Consider the following 17867-nt stretch of genomic DNA (forward strand, 5'->3'; position numbering starts at 1 on the left):
GCAGACAACATGTGTGGAATCGTAGGATTGCTTGTCAAGACGCCGGCATTGCGCGACCGGCTCGGCGAGCTGATGGTACCGATGCTGATCGGCATGACCGAACGGGGCCCGGACTCGGCCGGTCTCGCGGTGTTCGGCGACGTGGTCGAGCCAAACCAGCGCAAGCTGAGCTTGTACTCGGGCTTTACGGATGAAGGTGAGCATTTCCCGTGGGATGTGCTGCTTGACCGGCTGAAGGTGTCCGTTGACGCGGCGGCGTGCGTCGATGCAAAGGGGAACCACGCGGTCCTGACCGCCCACGCGCAGGCCGATACGATCCGGCACTGGCTGAGCGAGCATTACCCGCACGTATACGTGCTGTCGGCCGGACGCTCGATCGACCTGTACAAGGACATCGGGTTGCCTGCAGATATCGCCGCGCGTTACGCGTTCGGCGGCCTCAAGGGTTCGCACCTTGTCGGCCATACGCGGATGGCGACGGAGTCCGCCGTGACGCCGGATCGCGCACATCCGTTTACGGCCGGCGAGGATTTCTGCCTGGTCCACAACGGCTCGCTGTCGAACCCCTACGGCGTGCGCCGGAAACTTGAGCCGAAGGGCATTCACTTCGATACCGACAACGATACCGAGGCGGCGTGCCGCTTCCTCGAATGGCGGCTGCGCGAGGGCGACACGCTTCCCGTTGCGCTGCAGAAGGGCTTCGAGGAGCTCGACGGCTTCTACACGTTCCTGATGGGTACGCCGACCGAGCTGGCGCTGATTCGCGACCCGTTCGCGTGCAAGCCGGCCGTCGTCGCCGAGAACGACGACTACGTCGCGATCGCGTCGGAGTTCCGCTCGCTTGCGCATCTGCCCGACATCAAGAACGCCAAGGTATTCGAACCCGCACCCGAGGAGATGTACGTATGGAACGCATGACATTCGACCTGGGCAGCGTAACCGTCCGGGACGTCAATCAGTACCTGCATGGCAGCGCGGACGTGCTAGACGGCCAGGCAGTCGTTTTGGCGTCGCCGAACGGCGCGCACAACATCGCGGTCGGCGTCGATGCCGACGTGACCGTGACGATTGACGGCCACGCCGGCTATTACGCCGGCGGCATGAACAAGCGCGCGACGATCGTCATCGAGGGCAGTGCTGGTACGGGTGTCGCGGAAAACATGATGAGCGGCAAAGTGCACGTGAAGGGCTTCGCGTCGAACGGCGCGGGCGCATCCGCGCACGGCGGGCTGCTTGTGATCGACGGCGATGCCGGGTTGCGTTGCGGTATCTCGCTGAAGGGCGGCGACATCGTCGTCGGCGGTTCGGTCGGCAGCTTCTCCGCATTCATGGCCCAGGCCGGCCGGATGGTGATTTGCGGCGACGCAGGCGATGCGCTCGGCGATTCGTTGTATGAAGCCGTGCTCTACGTGAAGGGCGACGTGAAGTCGCTCGGCGCGGACGCGCAGTTCGAGCCGATGGCCGACGCCGACGTCAGCGCCGTCGCGGCGCTGCTCGACGCGGCCGGGCTCGACCACGATCCGCGCGCGTTCAAGCGCATCGCTTCGGCCCGCACGCTCTACCACTGGAACGCCGACGCGAACCAGGAATATTGAATCCACGCTCGATCGAGAAAACGCCATGGAAGTCAAACCCATTCATTTCGCCCGCTTGCAGCAGGAAGAGTCGTACGGCTACGACCGCAAGACGATCGATTACATCCACGCGGCCGCACAACGCGGGTTATACGAGATCCGTGGTCTCGGCGCAAAGCGTCGCGTGCCGCATTTCGACGATCTGCTGTTCCTCGGCGCGTCGCTGTCGCGCTATCCGCTCGAAGGTTATCGCGAGAAGTGCACGTCGCAGACCGTGCTTGGCACGCGCTTCGCAAAGAAGCCCGTTGTGCTCGACATCCCGATCACCGTGGCGGGGATGAGCTTCGGCGCGCTCTCGGCGAACGTCAAGGAAGCGCTCGGCCGTGCAGCCACGGAGGTCGGTACGTCGACGACGACCGGTGACGGCGGGATGACGCAGGAAGAACGCAGTTCGTCGAAGACGCTCGTCTACCAGTGCCTGCCGTCGCGCTACGGTTTCAATCCAGACGACGTGCGTCGTGCCGATGCGATCGAGGTAGTGATCGGGCAAGGCGCTAAACCGGGCGGTGGCGGCATGCTGCTCGGGCAGAAGGTCAATCCACGTGTGGCCTCGATGCGCACGCTGCCGGCTGGCGTCGACCAGCGCTCGGCAAGCCGCCATCCGGACTGGACCGGCCCGGACGATCTCGCGATCAAGATCCAGGAACTGCGCGAGATCACCGACTGGGAAAAGCCGATCTACGTGAAAGTCGGGGCAACACGCACATTCAACGACGTGAAGCTCGCGGTGCATGCGGGTGCGGATGTCGTCGTGGTCGATGGCATGCAGGGCGGCACGGCAGCGACCCAGACCTGCTTCATCGAGAACGTCGGCATCCCGACGCTGGCGGCGGTTCGTCAAGCCGTCGATGCGCTCGAGGACCTGAACATGAAGGGGCAGGTTCAACTGATCGTATCGGGTGGTATCCGCACGGGGGCGGATGTCGCGAAGGCACTCGCACTTGGCGCGGATGCCGTCGCGATCGGCCAGGGGGTCCTGATGGCACTCGGTTGCAACAGCGAATCCTACTTCCAGGACGGCATGCTGCATTCGGCCGTGGCCGATTACGCGGCACTCCATACGTCGCCGGGTTTCTGTCACCACTGCCACACCGGCAAGTGCCCGGTCGGCGTGACGACGCAGGACGCAGTCCTGGAAAAGCGTCTCGAACCGGAAGAGGGCGCGCGTCGCGTGCGGAACTACCTGAAGACGCTGAACATGGAACTGACGACCATCGCGCGCGCATGCGGCAAGCAGAACGTACACCACCTCGAGCGTGAAGATCTCGTTGCGCTGACAGTCGAGGCGGCCGGAATGGCTCGGGTGCCGCTTGCCGGCACGTCGTGGATTCCGGGCGGGCGCGAGTGATTCTGGCGTGACTGTGCGCGTGACGCGGCGCCGTGTCGGCGTGGCGTTCCGTCATCGACCGGTTCAGGCGATGTGACTCACGCGGTGAACCCGCGGCGTGTCGCATTCATTCCGATATTGCTGGTTCGTCATCAGTTCGCGCGTGCGTCGCGGTGCGGTGCACGTCTTTGTTCGAGGAAACGACACATGAAAAAGATGATTGGCTGGATTCTATGGGCTTGGCTTGGGCTGCTTGCACTGCCCGTGTTCGCGGATGACAAAGTGGCAGCCGCAGTGCCGGTGCCGAACAAGGGCGACACCGCGTGGATGATCGTCGCGACGCTGCTCGTCGTGATGATGGCGGCGCCAGGTCTTGGCCTTTTCTACGGTGGCATGGTGCGAGCGAAGAACATGCTGTCGATCCTGATGCAGACACTCGTGGTGTTCTGCCTGCTCGGAGTACTGTGGGCGGTATACGGTTACAGCATCGCGTTCACGGAGGGCAATGCATTCTTCGGAGGACTCTCGAAGGCGTTTCTCGTTGGCATCACGCCGGATTCGACCGCGGCGACGTTCAGCAAGGGCGTAGTGATCCCTGAGTTCATCTATGTGTCGTTCCAGCTGACCTTCGCGGCGATCACGCCCGCATTGATCGTCGGCGGGATCGCCGAACGCGCGAAGTTCTCTGCGGTGCTGGCGTTCATGGTTCTGTGGTTCACGTTCTCGTATCTGCCCGTCGCTCACATGGTTTGGTACTGGCCCGGTCCCGACGCTTATACGAGTGCGGCCGCAGGCGACAAGGCTACCGCGACGGCGGGCTTCCTGTTCCAGAAGGGAGCGATCGATTTTGCGGGCGGCACCGTCGTGCATATCAACGCGGGCATCGCCGCGCTCGTCGGGGCAATCATGATCGGCAAGCGCGTCGGATTCGGCCGCGAGACGATGGCGCCACACAGCCTGACGATGACGATGATCGGCGGGTCGCTGCTGTGGGTCGGCTGGTTCGGCTTCAACGTCGGCTCCGCACTCGAGGCTAGCGGCGCGGCAGCCCTCGCGTTCGCCACGACCTTGCTGGCGACGTGCGCGGCCACCGTCTCGTGGACCTTCGTCGAGTGGGCGGCGAAGAAGAAGCCATCCATGCTCGGCGCGGTGTCCGGCGCCGTCGCGGGGCTGGTCGTCATCACGCCCGCGTGCGGCTATGTCGGCCCGATGGGGGCGATCGCTATGGGCTTGATCGCCGGAATCGCGTGCTATTGGGGCGTGAATGGACTAAAGCGCTTGATCAGCGTCGACGATTCGCTCGACGTGTTCGGCGTGCACTGCATCGGCGGGATCACCGGCGCGCTGCTGACCGGTGTGTTCGCGGCGCCGTCGCTCGGCGGCACGGGCGTCTACGACTACGTCGCGAACAAGGTAGCCGACTATCACATCGCCGATCAACTGATCGCGCAGTGCTGGGGCGTCGGAACGTCGCTCGTCTGGTCGGCGGTCGTGTCGGTGGTGGCGTTCAAGCTGGTCGATATGACGATTGGCCTGCGCGTCGACCACGAGGGCGAACGCGAAGGGCTCGACGTGAGCTCGCACGGAGAGACGGCTTACCATTCCTGAACACGGCGTGGCGGCAACGCGCTCCGTTCCGGCAGTGCGCCGCGACCCGGCATGCTGCATCTCCCCCTGGCTCACGCGCGCTGCGCGCGGGCATCGTGTGGGTCAACACGTACCGCACGGTGTCGCCGATCGTGTCGTTCGGCGGTTACAGGTTTCCCGGGCTCGGCAGCGAGGGCGGCTTCGACACGGCGCTCGACTATACGCGGCCGAAATCGGTGTGGATACGCACGTCGGACGAGCCGATCGCGTATCCGTTCGTGATGCGCTGACGGACCGGCGACCCGGTGTGGCAGGCGTTCGCGCCGAAGATCCAGGCACTGGTGGATGAGATGGAAAACAAGACGATGAAACCCGCGCCATTCTCGCCGCTCGCATGAGCAGTACGCTTCACCGGCCCGACGTTGTTATCTCGTTCCCCGTTCTATGGAGTTTGAGACGAGAGTCAGATTGGCTGGATCCACCCGAGCGCCCGAAGCAATGCATCGTCCTGTAAGCTGGACTTCAGAGACAGGTGCTCGACGCAGTGGAACAACAACGACCGCAGGTTTTTGTACGGCGCAAGCAGGAACGGAAAGATGTGATTGCCGCCTTGGGCGATATGCTCGTTGCACCGGATCAGCACCGCATCGGGGTCGTTGTTTAATGCGGCACGCATCTGCGCGATGCGCATGGCCGCAGGCGTTTCGTCATCCTGCAGCACGTTCAGGATATCGCGAAACTGGCTGACGAGCGACTGCAACTGGTCGGCATGCGCGAGCTGGTACTGCTGAGGTCGAAGCTTGGCGGTGTGCTCGAGGTTGCGCACGGTCTTGATGAAAATCTCGGCGACGTCGTCGAGTGCTTTCTGGCGTTGCGCGAGCATGAACAGCAGCGCGAGCGTGTAGCGCTTGGCGGGCGTGAGCGCCCGCATTTCGTTCACGTCGAGCGCACGTGCCTCAGTGACGAACTGCATGCGCTTCGGAACCGAGAGCATGTTCGGCACAGGCGGCAAGCCGTTGGCCAACGCGTTCATGGCCTGAATGTGCTCGAGAAAACTCGCAATTTCACGCGGCCCGGGTCGCTTCGGCTCGCGCTTGAGTTCGTCCCACCGCGTTCGGTCGCGCCGGGCCAGAAACAGCGCGTCGACACGCTCCTTCGATGTGTCGTCGAGCGAGTCGACGAAGGCGCGATAAACTGATTCATGGAGCTGACTGCGGGCGTGGCCAGCAATCCGAGTGAGCATCGCACGCGGCGGCAGTTCGTAGCGGCGCCGAAGCAACTCTTCCAACATCACATTGACGATGTCGGGTAATTCCGCCTTGGTTCGGGCCGCATTGGCGGCTAGTTCGGTCAGCCATGCGTGGACTGCGCTGTCGACGGGAAAAATCCGGACGAACGCGCGGAGAATTTTCTGGTGCCGGGATTTGCTGCCGGAGCGGTCGTAGCGCGCAAGGGTCGCGCGCGGCAGCGGACGAACGCCGAGCACGGCACACACATGTTCGATGATGGCCGGCGGCACGTCCGAGATCACCGGCATGTACCCGAGACGCTGTAGCAGCTTCAGTTGCGCGAGGATCAGCGCGCGCGTCGGCGCCTGCCGGAACTGACCAAAGACGAACCGGATCTCCGCGGCGCTGAGCGTGTAGACCGTCCGCAATTCCGTTTCCTCTAGTTCCGCCGGGAGTACCGGGTATGCGGATTCATGAATCTTGGTCATTGATTTGGCCTCGGTCCTTTAACAGAGAACCGAGCAGGCACAAGAAGATCGGCAGTTCCTGGAGTGTTCGTGACACACAGATCGAAGTTTTCGCTGCCGGTTTGCGGTCGATTCCGCCGGAGTCGTTTGAGTAATTCGAAAACAGTCTGAGGATCGCCGAAGCTATCTATGCCGCATCGATCGCATTCAAGAATGCATCGATCGCTTACATCGCAGCGACTTGGGGGGGCATAAATCGAGGTACGGGCTCAGGCGAACGGGTATGGGCCTTCAAATTGATCGATATAGCTCAGGTGACTAATCGACGATTTTCCTTGTGTCCAGCAGTGAAGTAAGAGTGCAGGAGGTTCAAGATACGAGGCGGGTTGCGCATCGGCCTGGGTTTGCAAGGCGATTTGTGTAACGGTACTCGGGCAGGTGAGGACCGGTACGTTCCCTAGTCGAGTCTGCATCGAACGATGGACATGCCCAGCGATAACGCGCTCGACATGTGAGTGAACCGTCAGTGTCGCAGCAAACCGATCGATATCGCGAAGCCCGTAGATGTCGAGATACGGAATTCCAGTATCGAACGGCGGATGATGCATGGCCACGATTGTCGGTCGTTCGCAACAGGCATGAAGTTCTGCGTCGAGCCAAGCAAGTGCGTCGAGATCTAGCTCGCCATGATGCAAGTCCGGTACTGACGTGTCGAGTGCGACGATTCGTACCGCGCCGACGTCGATGGTGAAATGCAGGGGGCCTTGTGCCGGCAGATACGTATGATCAGGAAAGGCGCTTCTCAAGTTGTCGCGCTTGTCGTGATTGCCGGGCATGACGGCGAAAGGTATTTCCAGCGGCGCGAGCAGGCGCCTGAGCATCGCATATTCTTCCGGCGCGCCTTCGTCGGTCAAGTCCCCCGTAACGAGCACGAGATCAGGGCGCGGCGCGAGCGCATTGAGGCTCGCGACCGCTCGAGCCAGCATCGCGTTCGAATCCACGACGTCCTGGTACAGCACGCCAGCGGGCCGAACATGTACATCGGAAATTTGCGCAATGATCGTCATTTTCAGGTTCCTCGACGGATGGGGAGAGAAGTCAGGCAGAGCGCACGCGCACTCGGTCGAGCCACGACGGCAGGTCCGCGATGCTGTCGAGCACGCTATCGATAGATTCCCGGTGCTGCTCAAGCCACTCCGGACGATGCTTGCCGGTCCTGACGTGCAAGGCGTGCGCGCCGATGGCGCGGGCTCCTGCCATATCGGTCGCGATGTCATCGCCGATGACGACAGCGCCTTGAGCGCTGGCTCCGAGCTGGCGCAGTGCGGCCTCGAAGAATACCGGGGACGGCTTGCCTGTCACGATGGCGCGGATGCCCGCGGCGGCCTCGAGCCCGATCACGAAGGCACCGCAGTCGAGCCGCTCGCCCTCCGCGTCGAGCCAGAACAGATTCTTCTGTAGTGCGACGAGCCGGGCGCCGCCACGAAGCATGCGGAACGCCCGGTTGAGCGTCGCGTAATCGAACCCGTCGCCGATATCGCCAATCACGACGAAATCGGGATGAACATCGTCGATTTCGACCGGCTCGAAGGCTGCACGGACACCATCTGGCACGATGAGATGGCAGCGTTTGCCCGGGTTCGCCAGGAGAAAGCTGATGCATGCCGTTGTGGCGGTCTGGATTTCGTCCGCCTCGACCTCGATGCCCTCCGTGCCCAGTTGCGTGGCGAGTTCGTGCGGCGTTTTCGCCGTGATGTTGGTCAGCAGGCGGATGCCGAGTCCGGCATCGCGTGCGGCCCGCAATGCGGCCGCCGCACCGGGTAGGGCCGCGCCGCGGTGAAGCAGTGTGCCGTCGATGTCACATAAGAGCGTATCAATCATTGCCGGTATTCCTTGATTATCGGTATGACACGGGGTGGGACGGCATCTGTCAGGTGGACAACATGCCATCCCGGCAGACGAACGGAACGATTTCGGGCAGGGTCAGCGAGGGCCGGTCGGGAAGGCCGATCGGATCGCCGCCGGCATCGATCAGGATGCCTTGCAACCAGGGATCGCGCGACCAGACCGCGTGGTCGCCGCCCTTGCGGCTCGGTTGCACGAACTGTGTCGCGCGAGCGAAGCGCAGGCGCGTACCGGCAGGCGCTTGCCAGTAGCATCGCGTCAGCCAGCCTTCAATGCCCCGCAGGTTACCGGGCGTGGTGGCCGGGCCTTCGAAATGGTGCCAGCCGGGGCGCATCGATTCGGGCAAGGCGGCCCTCCAGGCCTCGATCAGTGTCCCGAGAATGAATCCCTGGGCTGCGAGGCGGCCCGCATGGAGCATAACCAGGCCGTTCTCGGCGGGGTGGAACAGCGCGGCGGAGCGTGCGAGGTCCGGTCGGCCGGCGCTGTCGTAGGCCAGCAAGCCGATCCGCTCGAAGAACGCGTTTGGGAACAGGTCATGGTGAATGGGCGCCATGCCGTGATCCGAATGCGCGATACAACGCACCGGCTCGGGTGAGACGGCGAGGCAGGTGTCGATCAACTCGTCGATCCAGCCGAGCGCGATGTCGAACAAGGCCTCGCCGAGCTGCGCCCCAGGCTGGTCCGGCCGGCACGGGGCGATGTATTTGAGCAAGTGGTGCGAGAGCAGATCGATTGCGGGATCGTAGCCGATCACGCAATCGGCATCCGCGGCGCGCACTGCGGCGACGATGTCGGACGCGAAGCTGTTATGCACGATGCGCATCAGCGAAACGAGCGCATGCTCGGCCGCGCCGGTGCCACCCTCATCGAGGCGCCGGCCGAGCCGGCCGTTGCCGTAGAGGCGGCCCGGATCGCAAGCGGCGAACGCGGTTTGCAGCATCGGGCCGTCAGGTGGCATGCAGGATGAGGCCGGCGCGCCATGCACGTTCACCTCGCGGTAGCCGAAACTGATCAGGGTCGGTTCGCCGTCTATCCGCATCGCGTGCAGCGCGACTGCCCGGAAGGCGTTTCCATGGGGTACGTGCCCGGCAAGGGGCAGCGCGACGCTATGATTCATCGCCACATGCCGAGGGGGCGCGGGCGAGCGCGGATCATGCAGCGTGATGCCGTCGTCGCAGGCCTCGGTACGCAGGTCAATGTCGAGCGCGGGGATCGACAGGCGCTCGCCATCGCGGACAGTTTCCGGCGCAACCGCGAGACCGCTGTAGACATCGGTGCGGCCCACCAGCGATGCGCCCAGCCGGCTCGGCTGCACGAACGGTACCGCGCAGAGGCGGAAGCACGTTGACCCGGCGGCCCAGCGATCCCAGACCATCGGAATGTCGCGCGGCCATACGGCGAATCCGTCCGCGACCGCGAGCGGATCGTCGGGCGAGGGGGCTGGCAGCAGGTAGCCGGTTAGGCGGTGTTGAGCGACGTCCGTACCGCTGAAGATCGAGAACAGCGAGGGCGGTGTCTGACAGTTGGGCGCGAGCGGCTGCAGCGGTATCGCGCGCTTGTCGAGCAGCTTGCGCGTCAGGGTCGAGTCGGGACGCTTCTCGGCCAGCATCTGGACGAGGCGCCAGGACAGGCCGTCGATCAACAGCCACACGAGCCGCGAGCGCGAGGATCTCATGCCGCGGCCCGCGCAGCGATATCGAGCAGGTAGCCGGCAAGCGCGGTGACGTGCGCGCGCAGCACCTCGAGCGTACCGTTGTTGGGCACGACGTAGTCGGCCCGGATCCGGCTCATTTGCCGATCGAGCGGGCTGTTCTCGACAATCGACACATCGTTGCGGCCATGCAGGCGCATCTCGCGCAGCGCCGGCGATGTGGCGATCTTGACGATCGCGAACCCCTGCTGTCGCAGATAGGGCCAGTCGGTTGCGTCGTCGCGCAGATCGTCGTTGATAACGATGTCGGTCTCGCAGCGATCGAGGCGTCGTGCAAAGTTCTTAACGAGGCTCTGATGGTCGATGCGACGCAGCTCCGTCGCGATGTGCTCCAGCAAATGCTGGTCCTGAGCGTCGTCGGGCACGTCATGGCATGCCGCGTCGTAGAACGCGCGCTGCAGGGCATACAGCGGCGTGGCGAGCTTGAGTATCTCGACCCGTCTGCCGGCCGCCTCGAACGCCTGCCTGAGCAAGGCGGCCGTCGTGCTCTTTCCCGATCCGCTCGGTGCGACGAGGGCGATACGAAGGCCTGACTGAATAAGCATCGTGTGTCTCCCGGTGCTAGCTGAGGACGGAGAGTCGTGGAAGGCCGAGACGGGACTGCCACACGATGCCGGCGAGGGCCTCGGCGAGGTTATCCGGTATCGAGTCGGTGAAGTCGACGCTTGCCGCAGCGGCCGGCAAGCCATGCCAGGTCGAGGTGATGAAGCGGTGCGGCCACTCGAAGAGGCCCGGTGCGCGCAGCGCGAGCGCGATCTCGTCCGGCGCGAGCGAGTCAATACGAAACGATCCCGGTGCGCTCACGTCCGGCAGGCAGACCGACGTCAGCCAGCCGGTCCCAGTGCCGCTCGACGCAAGCGCCCGACGCATCGCCTCGGGCGGGCAGAGACGCTTGTCGGTATCGGCGAAGGCCGGGTCAGCGGCGATCCCGGCGAGTCCCAGCTGTTCGGCAAGCTCGGGATGCGAGCGCAGCGTGCCGACGCCGACGTGGGGATAGTCCGGCCAGCCACGCGCCCGGATGCGGCCGTCCACCACGTCCAGCAGGAGCTTGTCGCCCGAGAAGTACAGATAGTCGCCGGAGGCGACCAGGTCGAGCATGGTCGTGGTCTTGCCGGCGCCCTTGACGCCGCCGATGGCGATGATGTCGCCGCCCACGCGCGTCGCTACCGCGGATGCATGCATGATGGCGGCGCCTTTCGACTGCTCGACGAGCAGGCCGTAGTAGCGCACAAGTTCGATCAGGTGGATGAACGCATTGGATGCGCCGTAGAAGTCGACCTTGCGACGGGCTGGCTGGATCCGATACCCGACCCTCAGCTCCGGGTCCCAAGCATAGAGGATGCCGGTCTCGCGCGCGGTGCGCACGCGCAGCGTGAAGCCCGGTGCTGTGGTCTCGCGAATGGTGGAGGGGGTGGTACACCGCGCAATCCATTCTGCCTTGAAGGCGGCTGGCTCATGCAGGGCGAGCCGAAGGTCGATTTCTGAGGCTGCCCCGCCGGGTGATGCCGGGTGACTGAAATACGGCGCAAGGAATTGCGTCAGTCGCGTCACCAGGGCCGTATCGGCGCTGTATGGCGAGAGTTCGAGCGTATAGCGTTCGTTCGACAACAGCACGGTTCGCATGGATGGCCTCACGGGACGGATCGGTCGGCGCCGGCGGCCTGCATGAATGCAAGCATCGGCCGGGCTGGTTTGGCAACGAGACGACGGGAACGCAGGAAGCGATGCACGATCGCGGAGAGTTCCGCGAGCTCGTCCGCGATCTCGACTGGATCGGGGTCGCCGCGCGTTTTCTGGAAGCGAATGCTGCCGCGAGCGGTGCTCGCGTCGGGCGAGTCGTGTGCAACGCAGGTCTCGAACACGACGGTGAAGATATGTCCGCTGCGCGTCGATTCGCATTCGGTGGAGAAGGCGACGCGGCGATAGCTGCCGATCGCCTGCAGCGGCCGGTCCACGACGCTCGCCACCGACTCGACGAACGGCGCCTCGATGCGCGCCTCGACACGTCTCGCGGCCTGTCGGGTGGTGGGATCGGCGCGAAAGACCTGGGCGAGCGACAGTTCGAAATCCCCCTTGCGCTTGCGACTCCAGTGCTCGACCCAGACCTCGCCGGCCGGAATCTCGCGGCAGGCAGTGACGTCGTGATCGAGCAGGCGGAACTCGTCGCCGGTTTGCGCGATGAACGGCGCGGCCCGGCCCGAATCCAGCGCGCAATACCATGCCTCGCCCAGCGCGCGCGGGGAGTCGAGGTCCGCGAACTCGAAGCGCTCCTCGAAGACTGTGTCGCTGAAGGCATAGCGGCATTCCCAGTTGTTGACGACGAGTCGGTTGGCGCGAAAGGCCTTCAGCAAAGCGTCGGGAAGCGCGCTGACTCTGTCTGCCTGGGCAATCGCATGGGGTGGCCGCACGAACGTGGCACGATGCGTGTCGAGGCGCGTGAGTAGATGGGTGATCTCGGCTTGCATGTCCGACAGTCCGGCTATCGCGAGCGGGATACGCTGCTCGTGCAGGTTGCTGCAATCGAGGCCCGCCTCGGGCTCTTTCCTGACCCCGTCACCGCTCCAGCGGGCCAGCACGCGCCGCAAGCCGCGCAGGTCCGCAACCGAGGTCGCCGCGCCGTGCGTCATGCCGCTGGCATCGATCGCGAGCAGCGGAGGGTCGTCGTCGTCGAACGGCGTATCGTGGCGAAACTTCCAACTGCCAAGCAGGATCACTGGGGCGGCGGTCAAGGACGGCATATCGGTGCTCCCTGGGCGATTACGCGGCGAGCGCGCTCAATTCGCGTGAGAAATCGAGTTTCGAATAGAGGTTGTGACGAAAGCCCGGCGCGTGCTGTGCCAGGAATTGTTCGACCACGCCGGAAATGTGTTCGAAATCGCGCTCGATGTCGTGCAAGGGCTTGAAGGTTCGGCTGCGGCAATATTCGACCTCGATCTGGCCAAAGCCGGCTCGTCCGTCGAGACTGAGGCAGACGTCGAAATACACGCCGAAACCGTTGCCGGTCTCGAGCGATTCCAGATTCACGTCGATCCGAGTGCGACGGAACGGTTGCAGGCGCCGTACCGTGGCCGGGGTCATAGCGCGCGCGTGATCGCCGATCGACGCGAACGGAATCGCCTGATTGGTGACGAAGTCCTCGCGGCGCAGTTCGGCGTTTTCGACGAACCATTTGCGCTTGACTGCCATGAGGCCGTCGGCCTGCGGGATGAACGAGATATAGCCCGATTCTGCCGGATCGCCCCCGACCTCGAAGATGTGCGATTCGTAGTCCATGGTCTGGAAGTCTCGATCGATTTCCAGTACCAGGCCATCGACGCGGCCGTCGGCGACTGCCGCATGGAACGCCGTTGCCAGGCGCCACATGTTCGGGATCCGCCGCGAGGTGAACTTGCGCTCGAGTTCCATCTCCGGGTGCCAGCGCGTATACCAGCAATCGTCGCTGAGCAGCGCGCGTACCCCCACGGCGGCCTCGCATGCCCGGCGCGCGGCGGCGCTCGCATCCGCCCATGTCAGGTGGTCGAACGGCGCCAGGTCGAGCAAGTGCAGGAACAGCGCACCGGCTTCGCCTTCATGCACGTAGCGGTACACGCTTGCGTTCGCGCCGCGCCGTATCAACGCGAACTCGACGCATGGCAGCGCGACGGCCAGCATGGGGTCCAACTCGCGAAGCCGCGTTCGCGTGGCCTGCGTGCGGCGCCGTTGGATCGTGTTGAATATCTGGAAATCGAACGGAGCGGGGTGGTTCGCCAGTTCGCGGCGGTTCGGGGTCGTGAGGCTGAGGAGCTCCAGCGTGCCGCTCGGTATGAACAGGCCGTTGTTGCCGCGCCGCGCCAGCGGGGCGGCGAGTTCCGCCATCGCGGCGAGCGCCGCAGGGGCCGACGAGATGCGCGCGTTCGCGTCGAACAGCAGCAAGCAGAGATCGGATGGAGTGGTCATGGCGATTGGGTCCGCTCAGGCGGCTTGCGCGGCGGCAAATGTCACGCGGGCGCCGGACAAGCCAAGGTGGTAGAGCCGGGCAGATTCGACCGCCGGAACGCCGTGCTCGCGCAGCAGGATCGAAAGATGGCAAAGCATCGATGCCTGTTCGAACACGAAACCCCGCGCATGAGGGATCAGCGCGGCCAGCGCGGCGTAAGGGCGGGGCGATACGATGATCGCCTGCCCTGCGTGCTCACGCAGGTTTGCCTCGAGCCGGGCCAGCGCCGGGCCGAGCGATTCGGCGCTGGGGATCGCGTTGATGGACACCGTTGCCGACACGCTGATGTCCTCCAGGTGGCTGTCCGTGCCGACCACCACCGGTAGGCCGTCGGCGAACCCCGGGGAGATGATCCGCACCTCGTCGGCATCGTCGAGGACGGCAAGCGTGGCCAGCGGCGAGAAATCGATCAGATGCAGCCGCCGGTTCACGCGAACCCATTCGAGCTGGATCGGGCCGAACGTGTCAACCGCTTCCCGCGTGATGAAGAACAGGCGTTGCGCGTCGTCGACGCCCGGCGCCGCACCGCCGGAAAGCGTGGTGGTCGAGGTGGCGGCGATGCCGCGGTTGATTGCGAGCAGCCCGTCGGCCGACCATTCGCAGACGACCGAACCGTCTTCGCAAGCCTGGGTGATCAGGCCGATCTCGCCCGCCACGAATTCCCGCACCACGAAGCTCGTGGCGTGTTCGCCGAGCAATTCGTCCAGCCGGCCCAGCAGGGCATCGTGCGGCAGGATTTGCTGGCGCACACCATCCGAGAAGTCGAGCACGATCTCGGGCGTGCCGAACTCCGCGAGCAACGCGTCGCGTTGCTCGTGCGCGGTCGCGAAGCCGGCACGATTCGCGCTTACCAGTACCGCCCTGCCCGCCGGAACTTCGTGTTGCGCGGCGAAATCCGCGAGCGGCTTGCGCTTGGAACGGAAATACTGGGCGAATGCCGGCATCGGCCTGAAACCCACCAGCGCCTCGTCGTCCGATGCATAGAGCGGCACCCATTCGAAGCGCGGCCCCGCGTCGCCGCTTGTGCCGGCCACGGTTGTGATCGGGCGCGCCTGCAGCAGCCATAAGCGGTGGCCGTCGCTGGCCCATTCGATGTCTGCCGGCACGCCAATCGCATCCGCTGCCGCATGCGCGAGCGCGGCGACTTCCATCAACAGCGGGCGGTGCGCCTCGAGACTGGCCGCGTGGCGCCAGCCGTCTTCCGTGAGCCGGGCCTGGTGGCCTTTCTCGACGCCCGACACCATCGCATCGCCCAGCGATTCGACCAACTCGATCCAGGTCTCCGGTTTCCCGGTCACGGGATCGGCGCTGAATGCGACGCCCGCGAAGCGGGCATCGACCATGCGCTGAAGGATCACAGTCATACCGATCCGCATACCGGCATTGCCGGCGCGCACGCGCTCCACGATCGCCGCGCGCGAGACGCCCGAGCGCCATACCTCGAGGATCGCCGCCTTTAGCGGCTCGAGGCCCTGGACGTCGAGCCGTGTCGAGAAGATGCCCGCGAAACTGTGGCGCTCGCCGTCTTCCACGCTTGCCGACGAGCGCACCGCGAGCCGCGCATGTTCCGCGAGACCGACCTCGTCCAGGCGCTTCAGCAAGTGGCTGCCGGCGCGTTCGCTCCATTCGAGATCGGCGAGCGCGGCGATGCGCGCGATGTGCTGGTCGAGGAAGGCCGCCGCGGTGACGTGCACCGTGCGCAGCAGCTCAGCGATGGCGGCCTCGCGCTCGCCGTAGTCCCGCCAGAGGATCCGGAAATCGGCGTCGGACAGCGCGGTCAGCCTGGGTACGGGCAGGTGCTGCTGCAGCGCGTTCAGAGTATCGTACTTGCTTTTCATGAGGCTTGGCGGATCGAGTGAGGGGGTATCGACGCGGCTCAGGCCGGCAGGCCGGGCGCGGCATGCACGGCATCGTCGACGTCGAGCGGGGGCGAGGCCACGGCGTCGGTGGTCGATGCCTGCCGGTAATCGAGGAAGATCCGCGACGCGAAGGCCTCGGTTGCCCCCTGGTACTTGCCCGTGTACAGCTTGATCTCGCCCTGCACGCGCCAGAACATCATCTGCCCGATGTTCATGCCCGCATAGACACGAATCCGGTTCAGCGCGAACAGCTGGATGGTCCAGCGCCCGACGAAGCCGATGTCGCCGAGCGGGGCCGATAGGTTAATGAACATGCCAAGCCGTGCGATCGACGAGCGGGCAGCATAGGTTGGCACGAAACGCGTGCTGCCCATTGTTTCGACGGTCGCAGCCAGGTAAAGCTTGCGCGGCTCGAGCTCGTAGCCCTGCGGGCCGATCACGATCTCACGGGTAGGTGCCTCCTCGCGTACGTCGATCACACCGTCCTCATAGACCTTCATTCGTTCGTGCAAGCGGAAGTTGTAGCTGTTGGGGTTCACGTTGTCCGGCAGGAACGGGTGGATGACGATGTCGCCTGCCTGCACGCGCTGTTCGATCTCGGTACCGGTCAATATCATTTGCGATCCTGAATGATTTTCGATGCGACGACGTTATCGGAGCCCCGATAGCGCCCCGTGTAGGGCGTGGAAAGGCCCAGGTTGGACCAGAAGCACACCTTTGCGACTTTGGTGCCGGCATAGACACGAACCGGCTGGGTTACGACGATTTCGAGCGTCCAGCAAATGACCGCGCCGGTATGGCCGAGAGGTGCGCTGGTTTGAATGAACATGCCGCACAAGGCAGTCGAAAGATTCGCGTAGAGCTCGCTGGCGAAATCGACACCGCCGATCCGCTCGGCCGTGGAGCCCAGGTAGAAGCGGTTCGGCTGCAACACAAATCCCTCGTCGGGAATCGTGTGCTCGACGACGTGCAGTGCATCATGCGGATCGATTTGTGGATCGCAATATTCGAGCAGGGTAGAACCAAGATGACAGCCATACGAATTGACTTCGAGATGCCGCTCATCGAACGGCTCGATTACCAGGCCTCCGGTGTCGAGCATGCGATGGATTTCAGGACCGGTCAGGATCATGGCGGGACGCTCCCCGTATCAGCGGAAACGGCAGGCGACGGGCGGTGACGGGTACAGCTCCACCAGCATTGATGCCCGACCCAACAGGTAGCCGTGCGTGCGGCGCGCGGCGGCGGAATCGGGAAAATGCGCCGCCAGCCGTTCCGACAGCACACGCAGCCGGTAGCTCGGAACCTGCGGGAACAGATGGTGTTCCCAGTGGCAGTTGATGTTGCACGGGGCGAACAGCATGCGCTCAAGTGACCCCGGCGCGACGCTGCGCGCATCGCTCGCCGCCGGCCGGGCGGCCAGCCCCGCATGCTCCGACAGGCTGCGAATGCGCAGGATTGGCGGCAGGAAGAACACCATCGGGGCGAGCCAGTAGAGCAGGATGCCGAGCCAGACGTGGGCGAGCGTCGCGATGCCTGCCACCGCCACCGCAAACGCGACGAACCGGAGCCGCTCGATACGGCTCGTCCGGTCCTGCCGGCCGAACAGGCCGAACACGCCGAAGCTGTCCATGCTGCGCAGCGACTGGAGCGTGGACAGGCCTGTCACGTCGCGCAACAGCGCCCGCCAGAGGTGCGCACGGGTCGGCGGAGCAAACGCATCGGCATAGTCCGGATCGTCCGGCGTGTTGAGATGGCGGTGGTGGGCCAGATGATGCGCGCGATACCGCGAGGTGCTGATGGTGAGCGGGAACGTCAGCAGCAGGCTGGCGAGCAGATCGTTGCGGCGTTTGTTGCGACTGAGCAGGTAATGCGACGCGTCGTGCATCAGCACCAGCAGCGCGTGCTGGCGGGTGGCGATGACGACCAGCGCGAGCACGGTGACCGGCAGGGAGCAGGCCAGCTCCGCGAGCGCGATGGCGCCGCCAGTGACGGCCCATTGCAACGCGATCTGCCGTACGCATTGCAACGGCGCGAGCACCTTCAGATCGGCGGCGAGATGCACGCTGGCGTCTGCGAGCGTGCCGCGCCGCGCGTGGCGGGCCGGATCGGCATCGCCTGGCGAGGCCGCTGGGGACGACTGGTTCATCGAGGGATCTCCCATTGGATACG

The 17867-nt window shown here is 64.6% G+C and carries 16 protein-coding genes and 2 pseudogenes; 6 read left to right on the forward strand and 12 right to left on the reverse strand.

Annotated features, from left to right (window positions below; all coding sequences use genetic code 11):
• Window positions 1-9 precede the first annotated feature (9 nt).
• From BFF94_RS35240 to BFF94_RS38270, 6 genes and pseudogenes are all read left to right on the forward strand, one after another.
• Window positions 10-918, forward strand: coding sequence for a class II glutamine amidotransferase (locus BFF94_RS35240; protein WP_128844138.1), 909 nt, complete (start codon window positions 10-12; stop codon window positions 916-918).
• Entirely contained in the window at window positions 906-1595 is a 690-nt protein-coding gene (locus BFF94_RS35245) for a GltB/FmdC/FwdC-like GXGXG domain-containing protein (protein WP_128844135.1), read from the forward strand. The genes BFF94_RS35240 and BFF94_RS35245 overlap by 13 nt, the downstream gene beginning before the upstream one ends.
• Before the next feature lie 25 nt (window positions 1596-1620).
• Window positions 1621-2982, forward strand: a complete 1362-nt coding sequence (locus BFF94_RS35250; RefSeq protein ID WP_128844132.1) for an FMN-binding glutamate synthase family protein — start codon at window positions 1621-1623, stop codon at window positions 2980-2982.
• Between the two features lie 186 nt (window positions 2983-3168).
• Window positions 3169-4569, forward strand: a complete 1401-nt coding sequence (locus tag BFF94_RS35255) for an ammonium transporter (protein WP_372454368.1) — start codon at window positions 3169-3171, stop codon at window positions 4567-4569.
• A 71-nt stretch (window positions 4570-4640) separates the two neighbouring features.
• A pseudogene (locus BFF94_RS35260) lies at window positions 4641-4838 on the forward strand (aldehyde dehydrogenase family protein); the annotation flags it as partial.
• A gap of 15 nt (window positions 4839-4853) precedes the next feature.
• A complete protein-coding gene (locus BFF94_RS38270) occupies window positions 4854-4946 on the forward strand; it encodes an NIPSNAP family protein (protein WP_281426436.1) in 93 nt (30 codons plus the stop codon).
• Between the two features lie 74 nt (window positions 4947-5020).
• Here BFF94_RS38270 and BFF94_RS35270 read toward each other — a convergent pair.
• From BFF94_RS35270 to BFF94_RS35325, 12 genes and pseudogenes are all read right to left on the reverse strand, one after another.
• A pseudogene (locus BFF94_RS35270) lies at window positions 5021-6265 on the reverse strand (DUF4158 domain-containing protein); the annotation flags it as partial.
• A 248-nt stretch (window positions 6266-6513) separates the two neighbouring features.
• Complete coding sequence (locus tag BFF94_RS35275) at window positions 6514-7311, reverse strand: phosphodiesterase (protein WP_128844129.1); 798 nt, start codon at window positions 7309-7311, stop codon at window positions 6514-6516.
• Between the two features lie 31 nt (window positions 7312-7342).
• Window positions 7343-8125, reverse strand: a complete 783-nt coding sequence (locus BFF94_RS35280) for a TIGR01458 family HAD-type hydrolase (protein ID WP_128844126.1) — start codon at window positions 8123-8125, stop codon at window positions 7343-7345.
• 49 nt (window positions 8126-8174) lie between these two features.
• Window positions 8175-9800: a hypothetical protein gene (locus BFF94_RS35285; RefSeq protein ID WP_201260411.1), complete on the reverse strand. Its 1626-nt coding sequence runs from the start codon at window positions 9798-9800 to the stop codon at window positions 8175-8177.
• A 20-nt stretch (window positions 9801-9820) separates the two neighbouring features.
• Window positions 9821-10333, reverse strand: coding sequence for a nucleoside/nucleotide kinase family protein (locus tag BFF94_RS35290; RefSeq protein WP_201260410.1), 513 nt, complete (start codon window positions 10331-10333; stop codon window positions 9821-9823).
• 88 nt (window positions 10334-10421) lie between these two features.
• Complete coding sequence (locus BFF94_RS35295; protein ID WP_128844118.1) at window positions 10422-11483, reverse strand: hypothetical protein; 1062 nt, start codon at window positions 11481-11483, stop codon at window positions 10422-10424.
• An 8-nt stretch (window positions 11484-11491) separates the two neighbouring features.
• Window positions 11492-12598 carry a hypothetical protein gene (locus BFF94_RS35300; protein ID WP_128844115.1) on the reverse strand — a complete coding sequence of 369 codons (1107 nt, stop codon included), beginning with the start codon at window positions 12596-12598 and terminating at the stop codon, window positions 11492-11494.
• Between the two features lie 19 nt (window positions 12599-12617).
• On the reverse strand, window positions 12618-13796 hold the full coding sequence (locus BFF94_RS35305; RefSeq protein WP_128844112.1) for a hypothetical protein: 1179 nt from the start codon (window positions 13794-13796) through the stop codon (window positions 12618-12620).
• Window positions 13797-13811: 15 nt separating this feature from the next.
• Window positions 13812-15674, reverse strand: a complete 1863-nt coding sequence (locus BFF94_RS35310) for a PEP/pyruvate-binding domain-containing protein (RefSeq protein WP_128844109.1) — start codon at window positions 15672-15674, stop codon at window positions 13812-13814.
• A 38-nt stretch (window positions 15675-15712) separates the two neighbouring features.
• The gene (locus BFF94_RS35315; protein WP_128844107.1) at window positions 15713-16312 is read right to left on the reverse strand and encodes a dCTP deaminase; all 600 of its coding nucleotides are present in this window, start codon (window positions 16310-16312) and stop codon (window positions 15713-15715) included.
• Window positions 16309-16827: a dCTP deaminase gene (locus BFF94_RS35320; RefSeq protein WP_128844104.1), complete on the reverse strand. Its 519-nt coding sequence runs from the start codon at window positions 16825-16827 to the stop codon at window positions 16309-16311. The genes BFF94_RS35315 and BFF94_RS35320 overlap by 4 nt, the downstream gene beginning before the upstream one ends.
• 18 nt (window positions 16828-16845) lie before the next feature.
• Complete coding sequence (locus BFF94_RS35325) at window positions 16846-17844, reverse strand: fatty acid desaturase family protein (RefSeq protein ID WP_128844102.1); 999 nt, start codon at window positions 17842-17844, stop codon at window positions 16846-16848.
• Window positions 17845-17867 lie beyond the last annotated feature (23 nt).

Origin of the sequence: Burkholderia catarinensis (genome assembly GCF_001883705.2) — a bacterium.
GTDB classification, from domain to species: Bacteria; Pseudomonadota; Gammaproteobacteria; order Burkholderiales; family Burkholderiaceae; genus Burkholderia; species Burkholderia catarinensis.